This window comes from Nocardioides sp. NBC_00850 (genome assembly GCF_045207335.1).
Taxonomy (GTDB): Bacteria; Actinomycetota; Actinomycetes; order Propionibacteriales; family Nocardioidaceae; genus Nocardioides.
On record NZ_CP108845.1, the window covers coordinates 1,589,818 to 1,605,123 of the forward strand.

At 70.2% G+C, this 15,306-nt stretch carries 14 protein-coding genes; 6 read left to right on the forward strand and 8 right to left on the reverse strand.

Annotated elements, in window-relative coordinates; translation table 11 throughout:
• Positions 1 to 22: 22 nt before the first annotated feature.
• A complete protein-coding gene (purL, locus tag OH802_RS07765) occupies positions 23 to 2,311 on the forward strand; it encodes a phosphoribosylformylglycinamidine synthase subunit PurL (protein ID WP_406026707.1) in 2,289 nt (762 codons plus the stop codon).
• On the opposite strand, the gene OH802_RS07770 is transcribed toward purL, so the two are convergent.
• Positions 2,230 to 2,979 carry a DUF2306 domain-containing protein gene (locus OH802_RS07770; RefSeq protein WP_406026709.1) on the reverse strand — a complete coding sequence of 250 codons (750 nt, stop codon included), beginning with the start codon at positions 2,977 to 2,979 and terminating at the stop codon, positions 2,230 to 2,232. The genes purL and OH802_RS07770 overlap by 82 nt on opposite strands.
• 103 nt (positions 2,980 to 3,082) lie before the next feature.
• Here OH802_RS07770 and OH802_RS07775 point away from each other — a divergent pair, with 103 nt between their 5' ends.
• On the forward strand, positions 3,083 to 3,814 hold the full coding sequence (locus OH802_RS07775) for a TetR/AcrR family transcriptional regulator (RefSeq protein ID WP_406026712.1): 732 nt from the start codon (positions 3,083 to 3,085) through the stop codon (positions 3,812 to 3,814).
• A 20-nt stretch (positions 3,815 to 3,834) separates the two neighbouring features.
• Positions 3,835 to 4,875, forward strand: a complete 1,041-nt coding sequence (locus OH802_RS07780) for a CAP domain-containing protein (protein WP_406026714.1) — start codon at positions 3,835 to 3,837, stop codon at positions 4,873 to 4,875.
• A 3-nt stretch (positions 4,876 to 4,878) separates the two neighbouring features.
• Here the strand turns inward: OH802_RS07780 and OH802_RS07785 are convergent, their stop codons facing one another.
• The 3 genes from OH802_RS07785 to OH802_RS07795 are packed head-to-tail and all read right to left on the reverse strand — an operon-like array spanning position 4,879 to position 8,264.
• Positions 4,879 to 6,381, reverse strand: coding sequence for a DHA2 family efflux MFS transporter permease subunit (locus OH802_RS07785; RefSeq protein WP_406026716.1), 1,503 nt, complete (start codon positions 6,379 to 6,381; stop codon positions 4,879 to 4,881).
• A 54-nt stretch (positions 6,382 to 6,435) separates the two neighbouring features.
• Positions 6,436 to 7,242: an ABC transporter permease gene (locus OH802_RS07790; RefSeq protein WP_406026718.1), complete on the reverse strand. Its 807-nt coding sequence runs from the start codon at positions 7,240 to 7,242 to the stop codon at positions 6,436 to 6,438.
• Positions 7,239 to 8,264, reverse strand: a complete 1,026-nt coding sequence (locus OH802_RS07795) for an ATP-binding cassette domain-containing protein (RefSeq protein ID WP_406026721.1) — start codon at positions 8,262 to 8,264, stop codon at positions 7,239 to 7,241. The genes OH802_RS07790 and OH802_RS07795 overlap by 4 nt, the downstream gene beginning before the upstream one ends.
• Positions 8,265 to 8,473: 209 nt before the next feature.
• Between OH802_RS07795 and OH802_RS07800 the strand changes: the two genes are divergently transcribed.
• A complete protein-coding gene (locus OH802_RS07800; protein WP_406026723.1) occupies positions 8,474 to 9,430 on the forward strand; it encodes a helix-turn-helix transcriptional regulator in 957 nt (318 codons plus the stop codon).
• Here OH802_RS07800 and OH802_RS07805 read toward each other — a convergent pair.
• Genes OH802_RS07805 through OH802_RS07815 form a run of 3 tightly spaced genes read right to left on the reverse strand, consistent with a single transcriptional unit; the run spans position 9,410 to position 11,505 of the window.
• Positions 9,410 to 9,970, reverse strand: coding sequence for a GNAT family N-acetyltransferase (locus OH802_RS07805; RefSeq protein ID WP_406026725.1), 561 nt, complete (start codon positions 9,968 to 9,970; stop codon positions 9,410 to 9,412). The two genes, OH802_RS07800 and OH802_RS07805, sit on opposite strands and share 21 nt — an antisense overlap.
• An 8-nt stretch (positions 9,971 to 9,978) precedes the next feature.
• Entirely contained in the window at positions 9,979 to 10,767 is a 789-nt protein-coding gene (locus tag OH802_RS07810; RefSeq protein ID WP_406026727.1) for a serine hydrolase, read from the reverse strand.
• A 9-nt stretch (positions 10,768 to 10,776) separates the two neighbouring features.
• Positions 10,777 to 11,505, reverse strand: a complete 729-nt coding sequence (locus OH802_RS07815; protein WP_406026729.1) for a hypothetical protein — start codon at positions 11,503 to 11,505, stop codon at positions 10,777 to 10,779.
• A 63-nt stretch (positions 11,506 to 11,568) separates the two neighbouring features.
• On the opposite strand from OH802_RS07815, the gene OH802_RS07820 reads away from it, so the two are divergent.
• Positions 11,569 to 11,925 (forward strand): sterol carrier family protein, encoded by a 357-nt coding sequence (locus OH802_RS07820; protein WP_378819404.1) that lies wholly within the window; start codon positions 11,569 to 11,571, stop codon positions 11,923 to 11,925.
• A gap of 9 nt (positions 11,926 to 11,934) precedes the next feature.
• On the forward strand, positions 11,935 to 13,299 hold the full coding sequence (locus OH802_RS07825) for a dipeptidase (protein WP_406026731.1): 1,365 nt from the start codon (positions 11,935 to 11,937) through the stop codon (positions 13,297 to 13,299).
• A 99-nt stretch (positions 13,300 to 13,398) separates the two neighbouring features.
• Here OH802_RS07825 and OH802_RS07830 read toward each other — a convergent pair whose 3' ends face one another.
• Positions 13,399 to 15,171, reverse strand: coding sequence for a sensor histidine kinase (locus tag OH802_RS07830; RefSeq protein WP_406026733.1), 1,773 nt, complete (start codon positions 15,169 to 15,171; stop codon positions 13,399 to 13,401).
• Positions 15,172 to 15,306 lie beyond the last annotated feature (135 nt).

The following is a 15,306-nucleotide window of genomic DNA, read 5'->3' on the forward strand; positions in this document are numbered from 1 at the left end:
CTTCTGACGTAGATTTCTGCCCGTGACCGAGACTTCGTCCGCTGCCGTTGCGTCCGATCTTCCGCTCCTGGACACCGTGCACCACGCTGCCGGTGACCCCGACCGCGAGCAGCCCTGGGCCGAGCTCGGCCTGAAGGAGGACGAGTACGCCGAGATCAAGCGCATCCTCGGCCGCCGGCCGACCGGCGCGGAGCTGGCGATGTACTCGGTGATGTGGTCGGAGCACTGCTCCTACAAGTCCTCCAAGGTGCACCTGAAGCAGTTCGGCGAGATCCCGCAGGAGACCCCGGCCGGCAAGATGCTCGCCGGCATCGGTGAGAACGCGGGCGTGCTCGACGTCGGGCAGGGCTACGCGGTCACCTTCAAGGTCGAGTCCCACAACCACCCCTCCTACGTCGAGCCCCACCAGGGCGCCGCGACCGGCGTCGGCGGCATCGTCCGCGACATCCTCGCGATGGGCGCGCGGCCGGTCGCCGTCATGGACCCGCTCCGCTTCGGACCGCTGTCCGAGGAGGACACCCACCGGGTGCTGCCCGGGATCGTCTCCGGCATCGGTCACTACGGCAACTGCCTGGGTCTGCCCAACATCGGTGGTGAGGCCGTCTTCGACGCCTCCTACCTCGGCAATCCGCTGGTCAACGCGCTCTGCGTCGGCGTACTGCGTCACGAGGACCTCCACCTCGCCAAGGCATCGGGCGCCGGCAACCTGGTGATCATGTACGGCGCGCGCACCGGTGGCGACGGCATCGGCGGCGCCTCGATCCTCGCGAGCGTCGAGTTCGACGAGGACGGTCCGGCCAAGCGCCCGAGCGTCCAGGTCGGCGACCCGTTCATGGAGAAGCTGCTGATCGAGTGCACCCTCGAGCTCTTCGCCGCCGGCATCGTCCGCGGCATCCAGGACTTCGGTGCGGCCGGCATCTCGTGTGCCACCTCCGAGCTCGCCGCTGCCGGTGACGGCGGCATGCACGTGCACCTCGAGCGGGTGCCGCTGCGCGACTCGACGCTCGCTCCGGAGGAGATCCTGATGAGCGAGTCGCAGGAGCGGATGATGGCCGTCATCGCGCCCGAGGACGAGGCGACCTTCATGGACATCTGCGCCAAGTGGGACGTCGAGGCGGCCGTGATCGGCACCGTGACCGGCGAGGGCCGGCTGCGTGTCGACTGGCACGGCGAGACCATCGTCGACGTCGACCCGACCACCGTGGCCCACGACGGCCCCGTCTACGAGCGCCCCTACGCCCGCCCGTCGTGGCAGGACACGCTGCAGGCCGACGTGGCCGAGAAGCTCCCGCGTGCGGCCTCGGCCGACGAGCTCCGCTCGACCGTCCTCCAGCTGGTCGCCTCGGAGAACCTGTGCGACAAGTCCTGGATCACCGAGCAGTACGACCGCTACGTGCGCGGCAACACCGTCCTGTCCCAGCCCGCCGACGGCGGCATGATCCGCGTCGACGAGTCGACCAACCTCGGGGTCGCGCTCGCCACCGACGCCAACGGGCGCTTCGCCAAGCTGGACCCGTACGCCGGTGCCCAGCTGGCACTGTCGGAGTCCTACCGCAACGTCGCCTCCGTCGGTGCCAAGCCGCTGGCCATCTCCGACTGCCTAAACTTCGGCTCCCCGGAGGACCCCGACGTGATGTGGCAGTTCGCCGAGGCCACCCGCGGCCTGAAGGACGCCTGCCTCGAGCTCGGTATCCCGGTCACCGGCGGCAACGTCTCCCTCTACAACCAGACCGGCGAGACAGCCATCCACCCCACGCCGGTGGTCGCGACGCTCGGTGTGATCGAGGACGTCACCACGCGTACGCCTTCGGACTTCCAGGCGGCCGACGAGGTCGTCGTCCTGCTCGGTGAGACCCACGAGGAGCTCTCCGGCTCGGAGTGGGCCCACGTCGTGCACGGCCACCTCGGTGGGCTGCCGCCCAAGGTGAACCTGGCGGCCGAGAAGGCGCTCGCCGAGCTGCTGCTGGAGGCGCGGTTCGTCACCTCCGCCCACGACCTCTCCGACGGTGGCCTGATGCAGGCGCTGGCCGAGCCGGCGATGTCGTCGGGGATCGGCGTCTCGGTCACCCTCGCCGGCGACCCGTTCGTCGCGCTCTTCTCGGAGTCGGTCGCCCGCGCGGTCGTCACCGTCAAGGCCGCCGACGTCGAGCGGCTCACCTCGCTGGCCGAGCGCCACGGGGTCGCGGCGACCCAGCTCGGTGTGACGGGTGGTGCGGCGTACTCGATCTCCTATGACGGCGGCAGCGTCGACATCCCGCTCGAGGAGCTCACCGGCGTCTGGCGCTCGACCCTGCGGGACGCGCTGGCCTGATCGGTGCGTCGCCGGCGCGGCTTGCGGTGGATGATCCACTCGGCGATCAGCAGGTTCACGACCCAGCTGACCCACGCTGAGGCCGCGGCGGCGCTGGCGAGGGTGGGATCGTCGGTGCCGAGGTCGGCGCCGGTCATGAGGTCCGGCACGAAGATCATGATCAGGACGGTGCCCCAGAAGCGGTTGGCGATGATCGAGAACGCCATCGCATAGCTGCGGTACATCCACTCGCGGTGGTCCTTGAAGCGACGCTGCCGCGCGGCCCGGTAGCCCTGCACGGTGAACAGCAGGAACAGCACGGCCAGGAACGTGTTGCCGACCTGCTGCGACGGGCCGGCGGCGGGGAACTGGCTGGTGACCAGCGCCCCCACGCCGGTGGGGATCGCGGTGACGACATAGGTGCGCCCGGTCCAGCGGTGCACCTTCGGATGGTTGGCGCGCAGCCACGGCCACAGTTGGAGTACGCCGCAGCAGAGCATCACCGAGCCGAAGAAGATGTGTGTCACCAGGGCCGGGTAAAAGGCCGGCCCGCGGTCGGTCTCGACGAGCGACTGCGACGGGTCCAGGCCGACATATCGCGGTAGCGCCGTCACCAGGAAGATCACCGTCGCGGCGGCCAGCGGGAAGACCCACCACTGGCGCGCCAGAGGTCGTTTCGAAGTGCCCATGAGCCATCCGATCTAATAGCGTATGTGATTAACAGTTTATAGAGTACGCAGAAGAAAGGACCGGTCAACCCATTTCTGGAGGGAGCAGGGCATGATGGAGGCGATGAGTTCCGACCTGATCCCTCGTCTGTGGGGCAAGTCCCCGCCCGGCCGACGCGGCCCCAAGCCTGCGCTGAGCGCCGCCCAGATCGTCGAGGCCGCGTACGTCATCGCTGATGAGCAGGGTCTTGCTGCCGTCTCGATGGCTCGGGTCGCCGAGGCGGTGGGCTGCTCGCCGATGGCGCTCTATCGGCACGTGAAGAACAAGGACGAGCTGCTCATTCTGCTCGCCGACCGGCTCTGTGCGGAGCTGTCGACCCCGGCGCGCGACCTGGGGTGGCGCGATGGTCTGGCGGCCTGGATGCGCGCGCAGGTCGACCTGTCGCTGAGTCGGCCGTGGTTCCTCGACCTGCCCCTCGTGGGCACGCTTCCCGGGCCGAACCGCCTCGCCTGGATCGATCTCGGGTTCTACTACCTCCGAGAGGTGACGCTGCCTCCGGAGGAGAAGATGGCGATCCTGGGCATCATCTCGCAGTACGCCGTGGGTGAGGCGAGGATCGAGGTCGAGTCTGCCCGGTTCGAGGAGAACCCCTACGCGAGGTTCGAGGAGATGCTCGTGACGTACGCGGATCCGGAGCGTTTCCCGAACCTGATGGAGTCGATGGCCACCTGGCGGCCTGCTGGGCCTGGCGAGGAGTCCGACTCCGACGACCCGTCGGCTTTCGGGCAGGGCCTGCTGATGGCCGGGATCGCGGCCCACATCGAGCGCCACATGGGGCGCAGCACTCCCAAGTAAAGGTAGATACCCTGGCGGGGATGTTCCCCCACCTGCATCGCCCCGTGTCCTATGTCCTCGCTCTGCTGTTGGCTGCTGCCGCGCTGCTCGTCAGCGCTGGTCCGGCGTCCGCGGGGGAGGGCGGAACGATCAAGCGGCTGGCGAATTCCGCTCGCGCCCAAGCGGGCCTGGACCCGCTGACGCGCGACTCCGCCCTCGACGGTCTGGCGCGGAAGTGGGCCTACAAGATCGCCGCCGACGGGGCGCTCTCGCACAACCCCGACCTCGCCGAGCAGGTGCCGGAGGGGTGGCAGGGGGTCGGGGAGAACGTCGCCATGGGCTACCCGACCGGCGCGGAGATGCACCGCGGCTGGATGAACTCCGACGGGCACCGGGCCAACATCCTGGGCGACTACACCCACATCGGGATCGCCTTCGTGGAGGTCGACGGCACCAGCTGGGGCGTCCAGGTCTTCGCGAAGTACCCGCCGGGCGTGCGGCCGACCGAGAAGCCGAAGGCCACCACCGCGCCGGCGCCGACCACCCCAGCGGAGACCAAGGCCCCGACCCCTCGGCAGACCGCGAAGCCCAAGAAGTCGGCGACGGCGTCGCCGACCCCGTCGCGTACGCCCTCCGCCTCCGTTTCCGCGTCGCCGTCGACGTCGCCCTCGGCTTCAGCCTCCGAGTCGGAGTCTTCCTCGGCCCCGCCCGTGGGCGACTCGGAGACGGCGGGCCCGGTGACGTTCACCGACGCCTCGGGCGGTCCGACCCCTGGCTCGAGCGGGCTGTTCGGGGTCGGCTACGTCGAGATCGCCGTCGGGCTGCTCGCGCTGTCGGGTCTGGGGCTGCTCATCGCACTGCTCCTGGCCCGGCGCCGGCGCCGCGAACCACCCCGGCCTGACCTGCAGGGCCCTCGGCACGTCCGGCCCGTCGGGCCGTACCCCGGCGGCGGACCGGTCTATCGGGGCCAGGTCCATCCCGCCGGACCCGGTCCCGGTCACCCCAATCCGGGTTACCCGAACCCTGGTCGTCCCAACCCGGGCGGCCCCAAGCAGTATCCGGGCGACCGCCGCCCCTGGTAGGACCTAGTCGGCGACCGTCGCGGCGACAGGCCGGCGGCTGTCGATGGAGACGCTCCGAGCCGACGGCGTACGCCGGAAGACGAGGAACGCGACCACGCCCGAGATCGCCATCATCGTGACCGGCAGCCAGAACGCGACCTGCAGGGCCTCGGCGGCCAGCGGCGCGACGGCTGCTCGCTCGGCGGGAGCGAGGGAGCTGAGCGCTCCGATGCCATCGCTGCCCAGTCCGGGAAGGCGAGACGAGAGTGCGGCGGCCAGGAGCACCGAGACGCCGGCGGTGCACAGGGCGGTGGCGACCTGGTTCAGCACGTTGATCATCGTCGAGCCGGCCGGGATGGCGCTGTCCTCGAGGTAGCGGGTGGCGATGGTCATGGTCGGCAGCATCACGAACCCGGCGCCCGCGGTCGCGATGGCGTGGGTCGTGGCCAGGGCCAGCATCGGCGCGTCCGCGCTCAGCTGGAGCGCCAGGGCGCCGAAGCCCAGGGTGGAGATCACGATGCCCGCGCCGATCACCGGCAGCGGCGGGAAGCGGTCGATGAGGCGGCCAGAGACCTGAATCATGATCCCGGCCGCGATGCCGGCGGGAGCCATCAGCAGTCCTGCGGTGGTCGCGGACTCGCCGCGTACGACCTGCCAGTAGAGCGGCACCAGGATCATCGAGCCGAAGTAGCCGCCGGCGAAGCAGACCAGCAGCGCGGCGCTGCCGCCGGTCAGGGGCCGGCCGAGGAGCCGGATGTCGAGCAGGGGAGCGGCGGCGCGGAGCGCGTGCCGGACGAAGACCGCCACCAGGACGATCCCGGCTCCGATCGGGACCAGCACCTGAGCCTCGAACAGCGTGCCCTCGGCGAACGAGGTTCCCAGCACGAGGAGCGCCATCGCGGGCGGAAGCAGGAGCAGGCCGCGTACGTCCAGGCGGGCGCTCGGACCGCGCTCCAGGCGCGGTAGGTTGCGCATCCCGAGGACGAGGCCGATCAGGCCCAGCGGCAGATTGATCAGGAACATCCACCGCCACGACATCGTGTCGAGCAGCCAGCCGCCGAGCACCGGTCCGAAGACGGGACCGACCAGCACCGGCAGGCCCATCAGGGCCATCAGCCGGCCACGCTCCTCAGGCGGCGCCGAGCGGAGCGTCAGGGTCATCGCGGCCGGCATGACGAAGCCGCCGCCGAGCCCCTGGAGCACCCGGAACGCGATCAGCGACTCGACGTTCCACGACGCCGCGACGAGGCCGGATCCGATCGTGAAGACGCCGATCGCGGTCAGGAAGACCTGGCGGGCGCCGAATCGGCTGATCGCCCAGGCCGCGGCCGGGATGACCGTTGCCAGGGCGAGCGTGTAGCCGGTGGCGACCCACTGGATCACCGGCAGCGAAGCGCCCGTCTCCTGGGAGAGACGGGCGATCGCGACCGCGACGATCGTGATGTCGATCGGGATCATCACCGTGCCGGTGATGACGGTGAGCACGATCGTTGTCGGGCTCGGGGCCGCGCGGAGTCGGGGTGTCATGCGTACAGTCTGGAAGCTAAAGTGAACTTGAGGTCAAGGGGTTTCGGCCCGACTTCAGCTCGACCTCTCCATCGTCCGTACGCCGACGAGCACCCCGCCCACCGCGACGGCAGCGGCCGCGACGAACCCGCCGATGACGACATCGGCCGGGAACTGGCCGGCGAAGAGCGCCCGCTCGGCCTCCACGACGTACGTCATCGGGTTGATGTCGCTGAGGAACCGCAGCCAGCCGGGGGCGCCGTCGAGGGGGAGAAGGACGCCGGAGAGGAGCAGCAGCGGGAAGATCAGCATCTGCTGGACCGTCCAGAAGACCCAGTCCTGCTCCTTCGCCGCGGTGGCCAGGGCGAAGCTGAGCGCACCCAGTCCGATCGCGAAGAGCGAGACGATGACGGCGCCGACCAGGACCCCGCCGAGGTGGAGGTCGAAGCTGAACGGGGTCACCACGGCGAGGATGACGACCGTCTGGAACAGCACCGGCACGACCTCCTTCAGGGCCCGCCCGACCAGGAGGGATGGCCGGGAGAGGGGTGAGACCAGCAGCCGCTCGTGGGAGCCGGAGCGGATCTCGGCGGTCAGGTCCGCGCCGGTCATCGAGGCGCCCATCAGCGCGGTCATGACGACGATGCCCGGCACGAACCACTGCAGCGCGCTGCCGCTCTCTACGGCGGGCAGGAGCGGCGCGAAGAGGCCCAGGAAGACCAGCGGCTGCATCATCGCGAAGAGCATCGAGGCGGGCTGGCGCAGCTTGGGCGTGAGCTCGCGGAGCAGCACGGTCCAGGTGTCGGTGAGGAAGCCGGTCGGGCGGCTCGGCACTCGGGTGGTGCTCCGGACCTGTGCGGTCGGGATGGTGAGGGTGGTCATGCTGCAGCTCCTTCGGTCTGGGTGGTGGCGGACTGGGAGGTGGACTGGGCCGACTCGCGCAGGCTGCGGCCGGTCAGGTCGAGGAAGACGTCGTCGAGGGTGGGGGTGTGGACCTCCATGCGGACCGCTGGGGTGCCATGGGCAGCCAGGTCGATGGCCATCGCCGGCGCGCTGTCGGCGCCGCGCGGAGTGCGGATCGAGACCTGCGTCCCGGCGCGCTCGATGACGGTCGGGCCGGACAGCGCCGACTCGGCGCGGGCCGCGGCGGCCGTGGCGTCCGCCTCGGTGCCGAAGCCGAGGAGCACCAGGTCGCCTAGCCGCTCCTTGAGCCGGGTGGCGGTGTCGTCGGCGATCACCACGCCGTGGTCGATGACGATCACCCGTCCGGCGAGCGCGTCGGCCTCCTCGAGGTAGTGAGTGGTGAGCACGATCGTGGTGCCGTCCTCGTGGAGGCGGCGTATCTGCTCCTGCAGGTTGGCGCGGTTCTGCGGATCGAGGCCGGTCGACGGCTCGTCGAGGAACAGCACCTCCGGGTGGTTGAGCAGCCCGATCGCGATGTCGAGCCGCCGCCGCTGGCCCCCGCTGAGCGTCTGGACCGGGCGGTCGGCGTACTCCTGGAGGTCGAAGGCCACGAGCAGCTCCTCGATGCGCGCCTTCGCGGCGGCGCGCGGGATGCCGTGGGCGCGAGCCTGGGACATCAGCTCGTCGCGGCCGCGCTGGATGAACGCGGCGGCGTTACCCTGGCCGACGTAGCCGATCGAGCGCCGGACGGCGCCGCGCGAGCGGACGACGTCATGGCCGGCGACCTCGGCGGTGCCCGAGGTGGGCGGGATGAGGGTGGTCAGCATCCGCAAGGTGGTCGACTTGCCCGCTCCGTTGGGGCCGAGGAAGGCGACGAGCTCACCTTGGTGGATCTCGAGATCGAGCCCGCGTACGGCCTCGACGGTCTTCTTGCTTCGGGTGAAGTGCCTGGTCAGCGCCTGAGTGCGGATCACCGGCCGCTGGTTGCTGTGGTTCGTCATGTCTTCAGCCTCTGACCTCATCCGGTCAGCTTCTGTCCGCTTTCGAAACTTTCTTCCGGGATCCGGTTTAGAAGTCCGGCGAATGGGTAAGAGAGGGGTAGCGCGGCGTCGGTCGGCTCGAGGAGGGGGCGAGCCGACCGACGCGCGGGCTCCAGGTTGGCGAGGAATCAGGCCACGAACTGACCGCAATGGCATCTATGGTCGGATTCATGAGCACGAGCGCCCGGATGCTGCAGCTCCTCTCCCTGCTGCAGACCCACCGTTTCTGGCCCGGCACGGAGCTGTCCGTACGCCTCGAGGTCAGCGACCGTACGCTGCGGCGCGACATCGAGCGGCTGCGCGATCTCGGCTATGACGTGGACGCCACGCGAGGGGTGGCCGGCGGCTACCAGCTCCGGGCCGGCAACGCGCTGCCGCCGTTGCTGCTCGACGACGAGGAGGCGGTCGCGATCGCCGTCGGGCTGCGCACCGCGGCCGCCGGCATGGTCGCGGGGATGGGGGACATCTCCGCCCAAGCGCTGGGGAAGGTCGTCGCGCTGATGCCGCCGCGGCTGCGGCGGCGGATGGACGCGGTCACCTCGCAGACCGACTCCATCCCCTGGGGCGGCCGGGTGCCGCTGGACGCCGGCGTGCTCGGGATCCTGGCGCAGGCCTGCCGCGACGATGAGGCGCTCACCTTCACCTATCAGGCGCCCGAGGCCGAGCCGACCCAGCGCCGCGTCGAGCCCCACCGGCTGGTGACGCTCGGCAACCGCTGGTATCTCCTCGCCTACGACCGGGTACGCCAGGACTGGCGCTCCTTCCGCGTCGACCGGGTCAGCGACCCGATGACCACCGGCCAGATGTTCCGCCCCCGCGAGATCCCGGGCGGGGACGCGGCGGCGTACGTGCAGGCGGGGATCCGCTCCCGCCCGGCGGCCTTCGACGTCTGCGTCCTCTTCGGCGTCGAGCCCGACGTGGTAGCGCGTCGGGTGGGGCGCTGGGGCGAGGTCGAGCCCGCCGAGGGTGGCTGCCGGCTGCGGATGCAGGTCGACGATCTGAGCTGGCCGATGATGATCCTCGCCGGCGTCGAGGCCGACTTCACGGTCGAGCAGCCCGCCGAGCTGGCCGAGCTGGTCAAGCGGGCGGGGGAGCGGTTCGTCCGCTCAGGCGCCGTCACGTCCTGATCGGGCCAGCCACTCCTCGCGCAGGAGCCCGTAGACCACCAGGTCCCGGCGTTCGCCCGGATAGGCCTGCGCGCCGCGCATGGTGCCCTCGTGGGTGAAGCCGAGACGCTCGGCGACCGCACGGCTGCGCTTGTTCATGACCGAGGTGTCGATGATCGCCCGGGCGATGTCGTACTCGTTGAAGAGGGTGTCCAGCAGCGCCGAGACGGCCCGGGTGATCAGCCCGCGGCCCTCGTACGCCTCGCCCAGCCAGTAGCCGATCGTGGCCGACTTCTCGTAGAGGTTGATCCGCGCGGTCGTGGCCCCGGCGACCTGGCCGTCCTGGCGGATGACGCACGGGATCGCCTCGCCCTTGACCCACTGGCCCAGCAGGTAGGTGCCGAACCCGGCGACGCTGAGCATGGTCTGCTGCCCGTGAGCCCACGGCTCCCATTCGCGGAGGTGGTCGAGGTTGGCGTTGATGAGCTTGTGGACGGCGAAGTCGGTCGATCGGTCACGCAGGACCATCTCCGCGCCGTTCCCGAGGTCGATGCTGAACAACTGATCTCCTACCGTGCCGGACCGGGACCTGGAGCGTAGCCGCCCTGCAACGCATCCAGGATCAGCGTGCCGTACGCCCGCATCTGGGCCAGCACCGGGATGACCTCACCCCGGAAACGGCAGATGACCGCGTACGCCGCCTGCCGGCCGCCGACGTCGAGCAGCCCGACCTCGGCGCGGACACCGTCGTCGGTGCCGGTCTTGCCCCACACCCGCAGGCCGCCCAGATCGGTAGGGGAAGGATCGGTGTGGGCCAGCGGGTCCAGGCCGAAGGCCGCGGAGACCATCGACAGGTCCGTCGACGGCGCCAGCCAGGACATGACGGTCGGGTGCGGCTTACGGAAGTAGGCGACCCAGTCGGCGGCACAGCCGATGGAGAGCATCGGCGGGTCCTCGGGCCTGCGTACGTCCCGGACCGAGTCGTTCAGCATCGACCCGCCCGCGGCCAGCCGCCGCGCGACGGCCTGGACCGGAGCCAGACCTACGTGGTCGAGGAGCACGTTGGTGGCCAGGTTGTCCGAGACTGCGCCGATCAGCCGGGCGCAGTCGGTCATGGTCAGCGCGGGGGCGTCGAGGTGTTGCCACAGGCCGCTGTCGGCGACCGGCGCGACGCTGTCCTTGCGCAGCATCAGCTCTCCCAGCGACGGGTCCTCGTCGAGCAGCTCGGCGAGGTGGTGCAGCAGGAAGATCTTGGCGACGCTGGCGGTCGGCAGCAGCAGGTCCGGGGCGGACTCGACGAGGGTCTCACCGGAGCCGGTGTCGACCGCGAGGATCGACCATTCCGTCCGTGAACTCATACAACGGACCTAAACAGATGAGGAGGACTGGTCCTCACGCAGCTCGCCGACGACCTGGATCTTCTGCCAGATCTTGCGGGAGAGATCGACGGTGAGGCCCTCGACGGTGCTGACCGTGTCCAGGACGACGTTGTCCTGGGAGTCCTCGGCACACAGTGCGGCCGTCTTGCCGACGAGGCTGAGCAGCTCGGAGCAGTACTCCAGGTAGTGGATCAGCTGGTCGGCGTCGAGGTTGAGGTGGACGCTGGCCGAGGTCTCCTTGAACCCGGTACGCAGCCGCTCGGGGTCCTTGGTGAGCTGGTGCATGTCGATGATGTGGGCCAGCGAGCGCAGCCGGTGCAACAGCTTCAGCGCCCGCGACCGCAGCAGCCGCTCCGGGATCGTGTAGAGGAAGAAGACTGCCACCGCTGCGAAGATGAGGTCGTTGACGGTGCTCTCCATCAGCGGCAACCACTGGACGCCGGTGAGCGTCTCGTCGCCGAACGCCGTCGCCAGGCCCCAGATGATGGCGGCCAGCGTCAGCGCGAAGACGGCCAGGATGAGCACGCGGGAGACCGCACGCGTCCACACCAACCGTTGCCGGAGCCGGTCCCCGACACCGGAGGACTCCCTGATCTGGCCGGCCAGCTCCTCGGCGACCTTCACCAGGCCCCGGTCGGGGAAGCGCGCCGCGATCCGTCCGTGCAGCGTCTCGACGGTCTTCAGCACCATCTCCGACTCGAGTCTCTCCAGTCCCACGTCAACGGAGCGTAGTGGTCGCGCGCCGCCGCGGTGGGCAACTGCCGCAGATAGGGTGGCGACGTGCCAGCTCGACTCAAGCCCGCGGCCGCCGCCGACGTGGCCGATGCCCTGGATCGCGTACGCGCCGAGGAGCCCGCCAAAGCCGACCTGCGGCTGTTGACCAAGCACTTCCTCGCCGTGCTCGAGGAGCGCGCGCCGGGCAGGAGCGTCGAGGTGCGCGTCCCGCCGTACGCCGCGGTGCAGTGCGTCGAAGGGGTTCGGCACACCCGTGGCACTCCGCCGGCGGTGATCGAGACCGACGCGGTCACCTGGATCGCCCTCGCCACCGGGGCGATGACCTGGTCCGATGCGGTCGATCAGGCCCGGGTCAGGGCCTCGGGAGAACGCACCGACCTGTCCGCGTACCTGCCCTTGTAATCTCACCCTATGAGCCACTCCACCGAAGACATCAAGGCCCGTGTAGACGACCTCTTCCCCGGGATCCGCAAGGACCTCGAGGACCTGGTGCGGATCGAGTCGGTCAGCGCGGACCCCGAGCGCCTGAGCGAGGTCGAGAAGAGCGCGGAGAAGACCCGCGACCTCTTCGCGGCCGAGGGCTTCGACGTGGAGATCGTGCGCGCCTTCGACGGCGCCCCGCCGGCCATCGTCGGTGAGAAGAAGGGCCCGGAGGGTGCCCCGACGGTGCTGCTCTACGCCCACCACGACGTCCAGCCGGAGAACGACCACGCCGACTGGGACACCCCGCCGTTCGAGCCCACCGAGGTCGGTGACCGGCTCTACGGGCGCGGTGCGGCCGACGACAAGGCCGGCATCGCGGCCCACATCGGCGCCGTCCGGGCTCTTGCCAGCCTCGACGAGAACGGTGACCTCCCGGTCACCGTGCGCCTCTTCATCGAGGGCGAGGAGGAGGTCGCCTCCGCGACGCTCCCCGAGCTGCTCGGGAAGTACCAGGACAAGCTGAGGGCCGACGTCATCGTCATCGCCGACTCCGGCAACTGGGACATCGGCGTCCCCGCGCTGACGACGTCGCTGCGCGGTCTGATCCGCGTCGACGTCGAGCTCCGCACCCTGGGTCACGCCGTCCACTCCGGTATGTGGGGCGGTCTGGCTCCCGACGCGATCATGGCCCTCGTACGCCTCCTCAACAGCCTCTGGGACGAGGACGGCGCTCCCGCGGTGGAGGGGCTCGTCTCCGGTCCGGCAGCCGACGTCGACTACCCCGAGGAGCGGCTCCGCGCCGAGTCCGGGGCTCTCGCCGGCCTGCAGTGGGTCGGCAAGGGCAGCGCCGTCGAGCGGATGTGGACGCAGCCGGCGATCACGATCACCGGCCTGGACGCCCCCAAGGTCGACGGCGCCTCCAACACGCTGTCCCCGACCGCGCGCGCCAAGGTCACCATCCGGATCGCCCCCGGCGACACCGGTGAGAACGCCGTCGCCGCCCTCACCCAGCACCTGGAGAAGCACGTCCCGTGGGGCGCCGAGCTGACCACCAAGGTCGTCGACACCGGTGAGCCGATCGCCCTGGACGCGACCGGCCCGGCCTACGACGCGGCCCGTGCCGCCTTCACCGAGGCCTGGGACGGCACCGCCCCCATCGACATGGGTGTGGGCGGCTCGATCCCGTTCATCGCGGAGTTCCTCGAGGCGTTCCCGCGGGCCAGCGTGCTGGTCACGGGCGTCGAGGACCCCGACACCCGCGCCCACGGCGCCAACGAGGGGCTCCACCTCGCCGAGTTCCGGAGGGTCGTCGTCGCCGAGGCGCTGCTGCTCCAGAAGCTGGGCCGTCCCTGACCGTTCACCGAGGTAGCTTGGTCGAGTGGCACTGTCTTCGTGGAGTTCGACGAAGGCAGTGCGCGCTCACCGAGTTACCTCGGTGAGCATCCGCGCCCGCTACGCGACCCCAGGCAGCGTCAGCGCCACCCGGGTGCCCTCACCAGGGTGTGAGTCGAGCTCGACCAACCCGTGGTGGCGCTTGGTGATCTGCTCGACCAGTGTCAGCCCGAGCCCAGCTCCGCGCGAACCACCCAGCGCGGAGTTGGAGCCTCGGTAGAACGGGTCGAAGACCTCAGGCTGCTCCTCGTAGGCGATGCCGACACCGGCGTCGGCGACGATGATCGTGACCTCGCTGCCGGCGCTGTAGAGCATCACCTGCACCCGCGAGCCGCGGTAGCTGTAGGTCAGCGCGTTCTTCACCAGGTGCAGGAAGGCCGCGCGCAGCTCGCGCGGGTCACCGACGACGTACGCAGGTCCGGTCGGGGTCGTCAGGACGCACTCGATGTCCTTCTGCGCTGCGTCGGGATCGAGCTCGTCGAGCACGTCATCGAGCATCTCGGAGACCTCGATCGTGGTCTCGCCGGGGGCATTGGCTGGGTCGCGGATCCGGGAGAGGAGCAGCAGGTCGCTGACGATGCCCTCGATCTGCGCGCTGCGTACGGTCAGCGTCTCCACCTGGACGATCCACGGCAGGGTGTTGGTCTGCTCGCCGGCCAGCGCGTTGAGCGAGGTGCCGAGCGCGTTCACCGGGATCCGGAGCTCGCGGGCGACAGCCTCGATCAGCCGGTTGCGCTCGCGGTCGGCGCGGGCGAGCTGCTGGGCGAGGTCGCGCTCCTGCGTGTAGGCGTTGGCGGTGAGCACGATGCGTCCGAAGTCGCGGCCCAGCTCCATCGCCAGCCGGCCCTCCGCGTCGGTCCAGGTGGGCCGCCCGGGCGAACGGAGCAGGACGATGTGGCCGAGCCACTCGTGGTCGGCGCCGACCGGTACGACCAGGGCGCTCCCCGCTCCCAGGGTCTCGAAGAACTCGTTGACGACGGCGGCCTGCTCGTTCCACTCCGAGGAGTCCGTGATCCGCTCGCGGCACAGGATCGAGTAGGTGCCATCCGCCCAGTAGCGGGAGGTGTTCCGTGAGGTGAGCGCGGCCAGGCCCGGGTCGGGATCCCAGCTGAGGCCCGGGGTCGCGTGCACGACCATCTCGTTGTGGGGACCCTTGGTCGCCATCCAGATCCCGTCGGCGCCCAGGCCGCGGATCAGCGCGTCGTGGCTGGCGTCGAGCACGTCGGCGAGGCTGAGCTTGGAGCTGGCGTCGCGCAGGAACTCCTTGGCGGTCTCGAGGTTCGCGGCGCGCTCGTAGAGCCGCTCGCGCTCGAGGTAGCCCCGCACGACCCGCTGGGCGCGCTTCGCGAACCGGTTGAGCACCCGGCGCTGGGTGAAGTCGGGCCGGCGCCCGCTGACCGGCATGTCCACCGAGAGGCAGCCCTGGATGGAGCCGTCGTCACCGAGGATCGGCGCGATCAGCATGTCGTGGGGGTGCCACGCGTCGGGGGCGTCGATCATGTTGGTGGTGGAGACCCAGCTGCCCTCGTGGAGGTTCACCCGCTCCTGGGGGATGAACCGCCAGGAGCCCCAGTTCTCGCCGCGGGAGAGATTGTCACGCAGGTCGGAGAGGGCCCACCGGGTGCCGAGGATCTCCTCGGCCGTCTGCCGTCGCCCGTGCGCGTTCAGGCCGCTGGTGAAACCGTGGACCGCGACCACCTCGAGCTCGTCGCCGCGGACGACGTTGATCGCGGAGATGCCGAAGCCGAGCAGCTCGCAGATGCCTTCGGAGATCATCTGGAGCGCGGGATCCGCCACCGGCAGCGACGTCCTGCTCGGCGTGCTCGTGGGCACGTCGAGGGCATCGACTGACTGTGGTGGGGGCATCCTTGCTCTCGGGTAGGTCGGTCAGGGAGGGTGTTGCAACTGCGTGGCAGTCCTGAGGACCTGGGCACCACGGAGTGTTGCACGAAACGCGCGCGCTGTGCA

What these genes read in the sequence shown, in the direction of transcription:
- OH802_RS07775 (WP_406026712.1), top strand. Translation starts at nt 3,083, where the DNA reads ATGAGTTCCGACCTGATCCCTCGTCTGTGGGGCAAGTCCCCGCCCGGC.
- OH802_RS07825 (WP_406026731.1), top strand. Translation starts at nt 11,935, where the DNA reads ATGAGCCACTCCACCGAAGACATCAAGGCCCGTGTAGACGACCTCTTC.
- OH802_RS07785 (WP_406026716.1), bottom strand. Translation starts at nt 6,381, where the DNA reads ATGACACCCCGACTCCGCGCGGCCCCGAGCCCGACAACGATCGTGCTC.
- OH802_RS07800 (WP_406026723.1), top strand. Translation starts at nt 8,474, where the DNA reads ATGAGCACGAGCGCCCGGATGCTGCAGCTCCTCTCCCTGCTGCAGACC.
- OH802_RS07770 (WP_406026709.1), bottom strand. Translation starts at nt 2,979, where the DNA reads ATGGGCACTTCGAAACGACCTCTGGCGCGCCAGTGGTGGGTCTTCCCG.
- OH802_RS07810 (WP_406026727.1), bottom strand. Translation starts at nt 10,767, where the DNA reads ATGAGTTCACGGACGGAATGGTCGATCCTCGCGGTCGACACCGGCTCC.
- OH802_RS07795 (WP_406026721.1), bottom strand. Translation starts at nt 8,264, where the DNA reads ATGACGAACCACAGCAACCAGCGGCCGGTGATCCGCACTCAGGCGCTG.
- OH802_RS07790 (WP_406026718.1), bottom strand. Translation starts at nt 7,242, where the DNA reads ATGACCACCCTCACCATCCCGACCGCACAGGTCCGGAGCACCACCCGA.
- OH802_RS07780 (WP_406026714.1), top strand. Translation starts at nt 3,835, where the DNA reads ATGTTCCCCCACCTGCATCGCCCCGTGTCCTATGTCCTCGCTCTGCTG.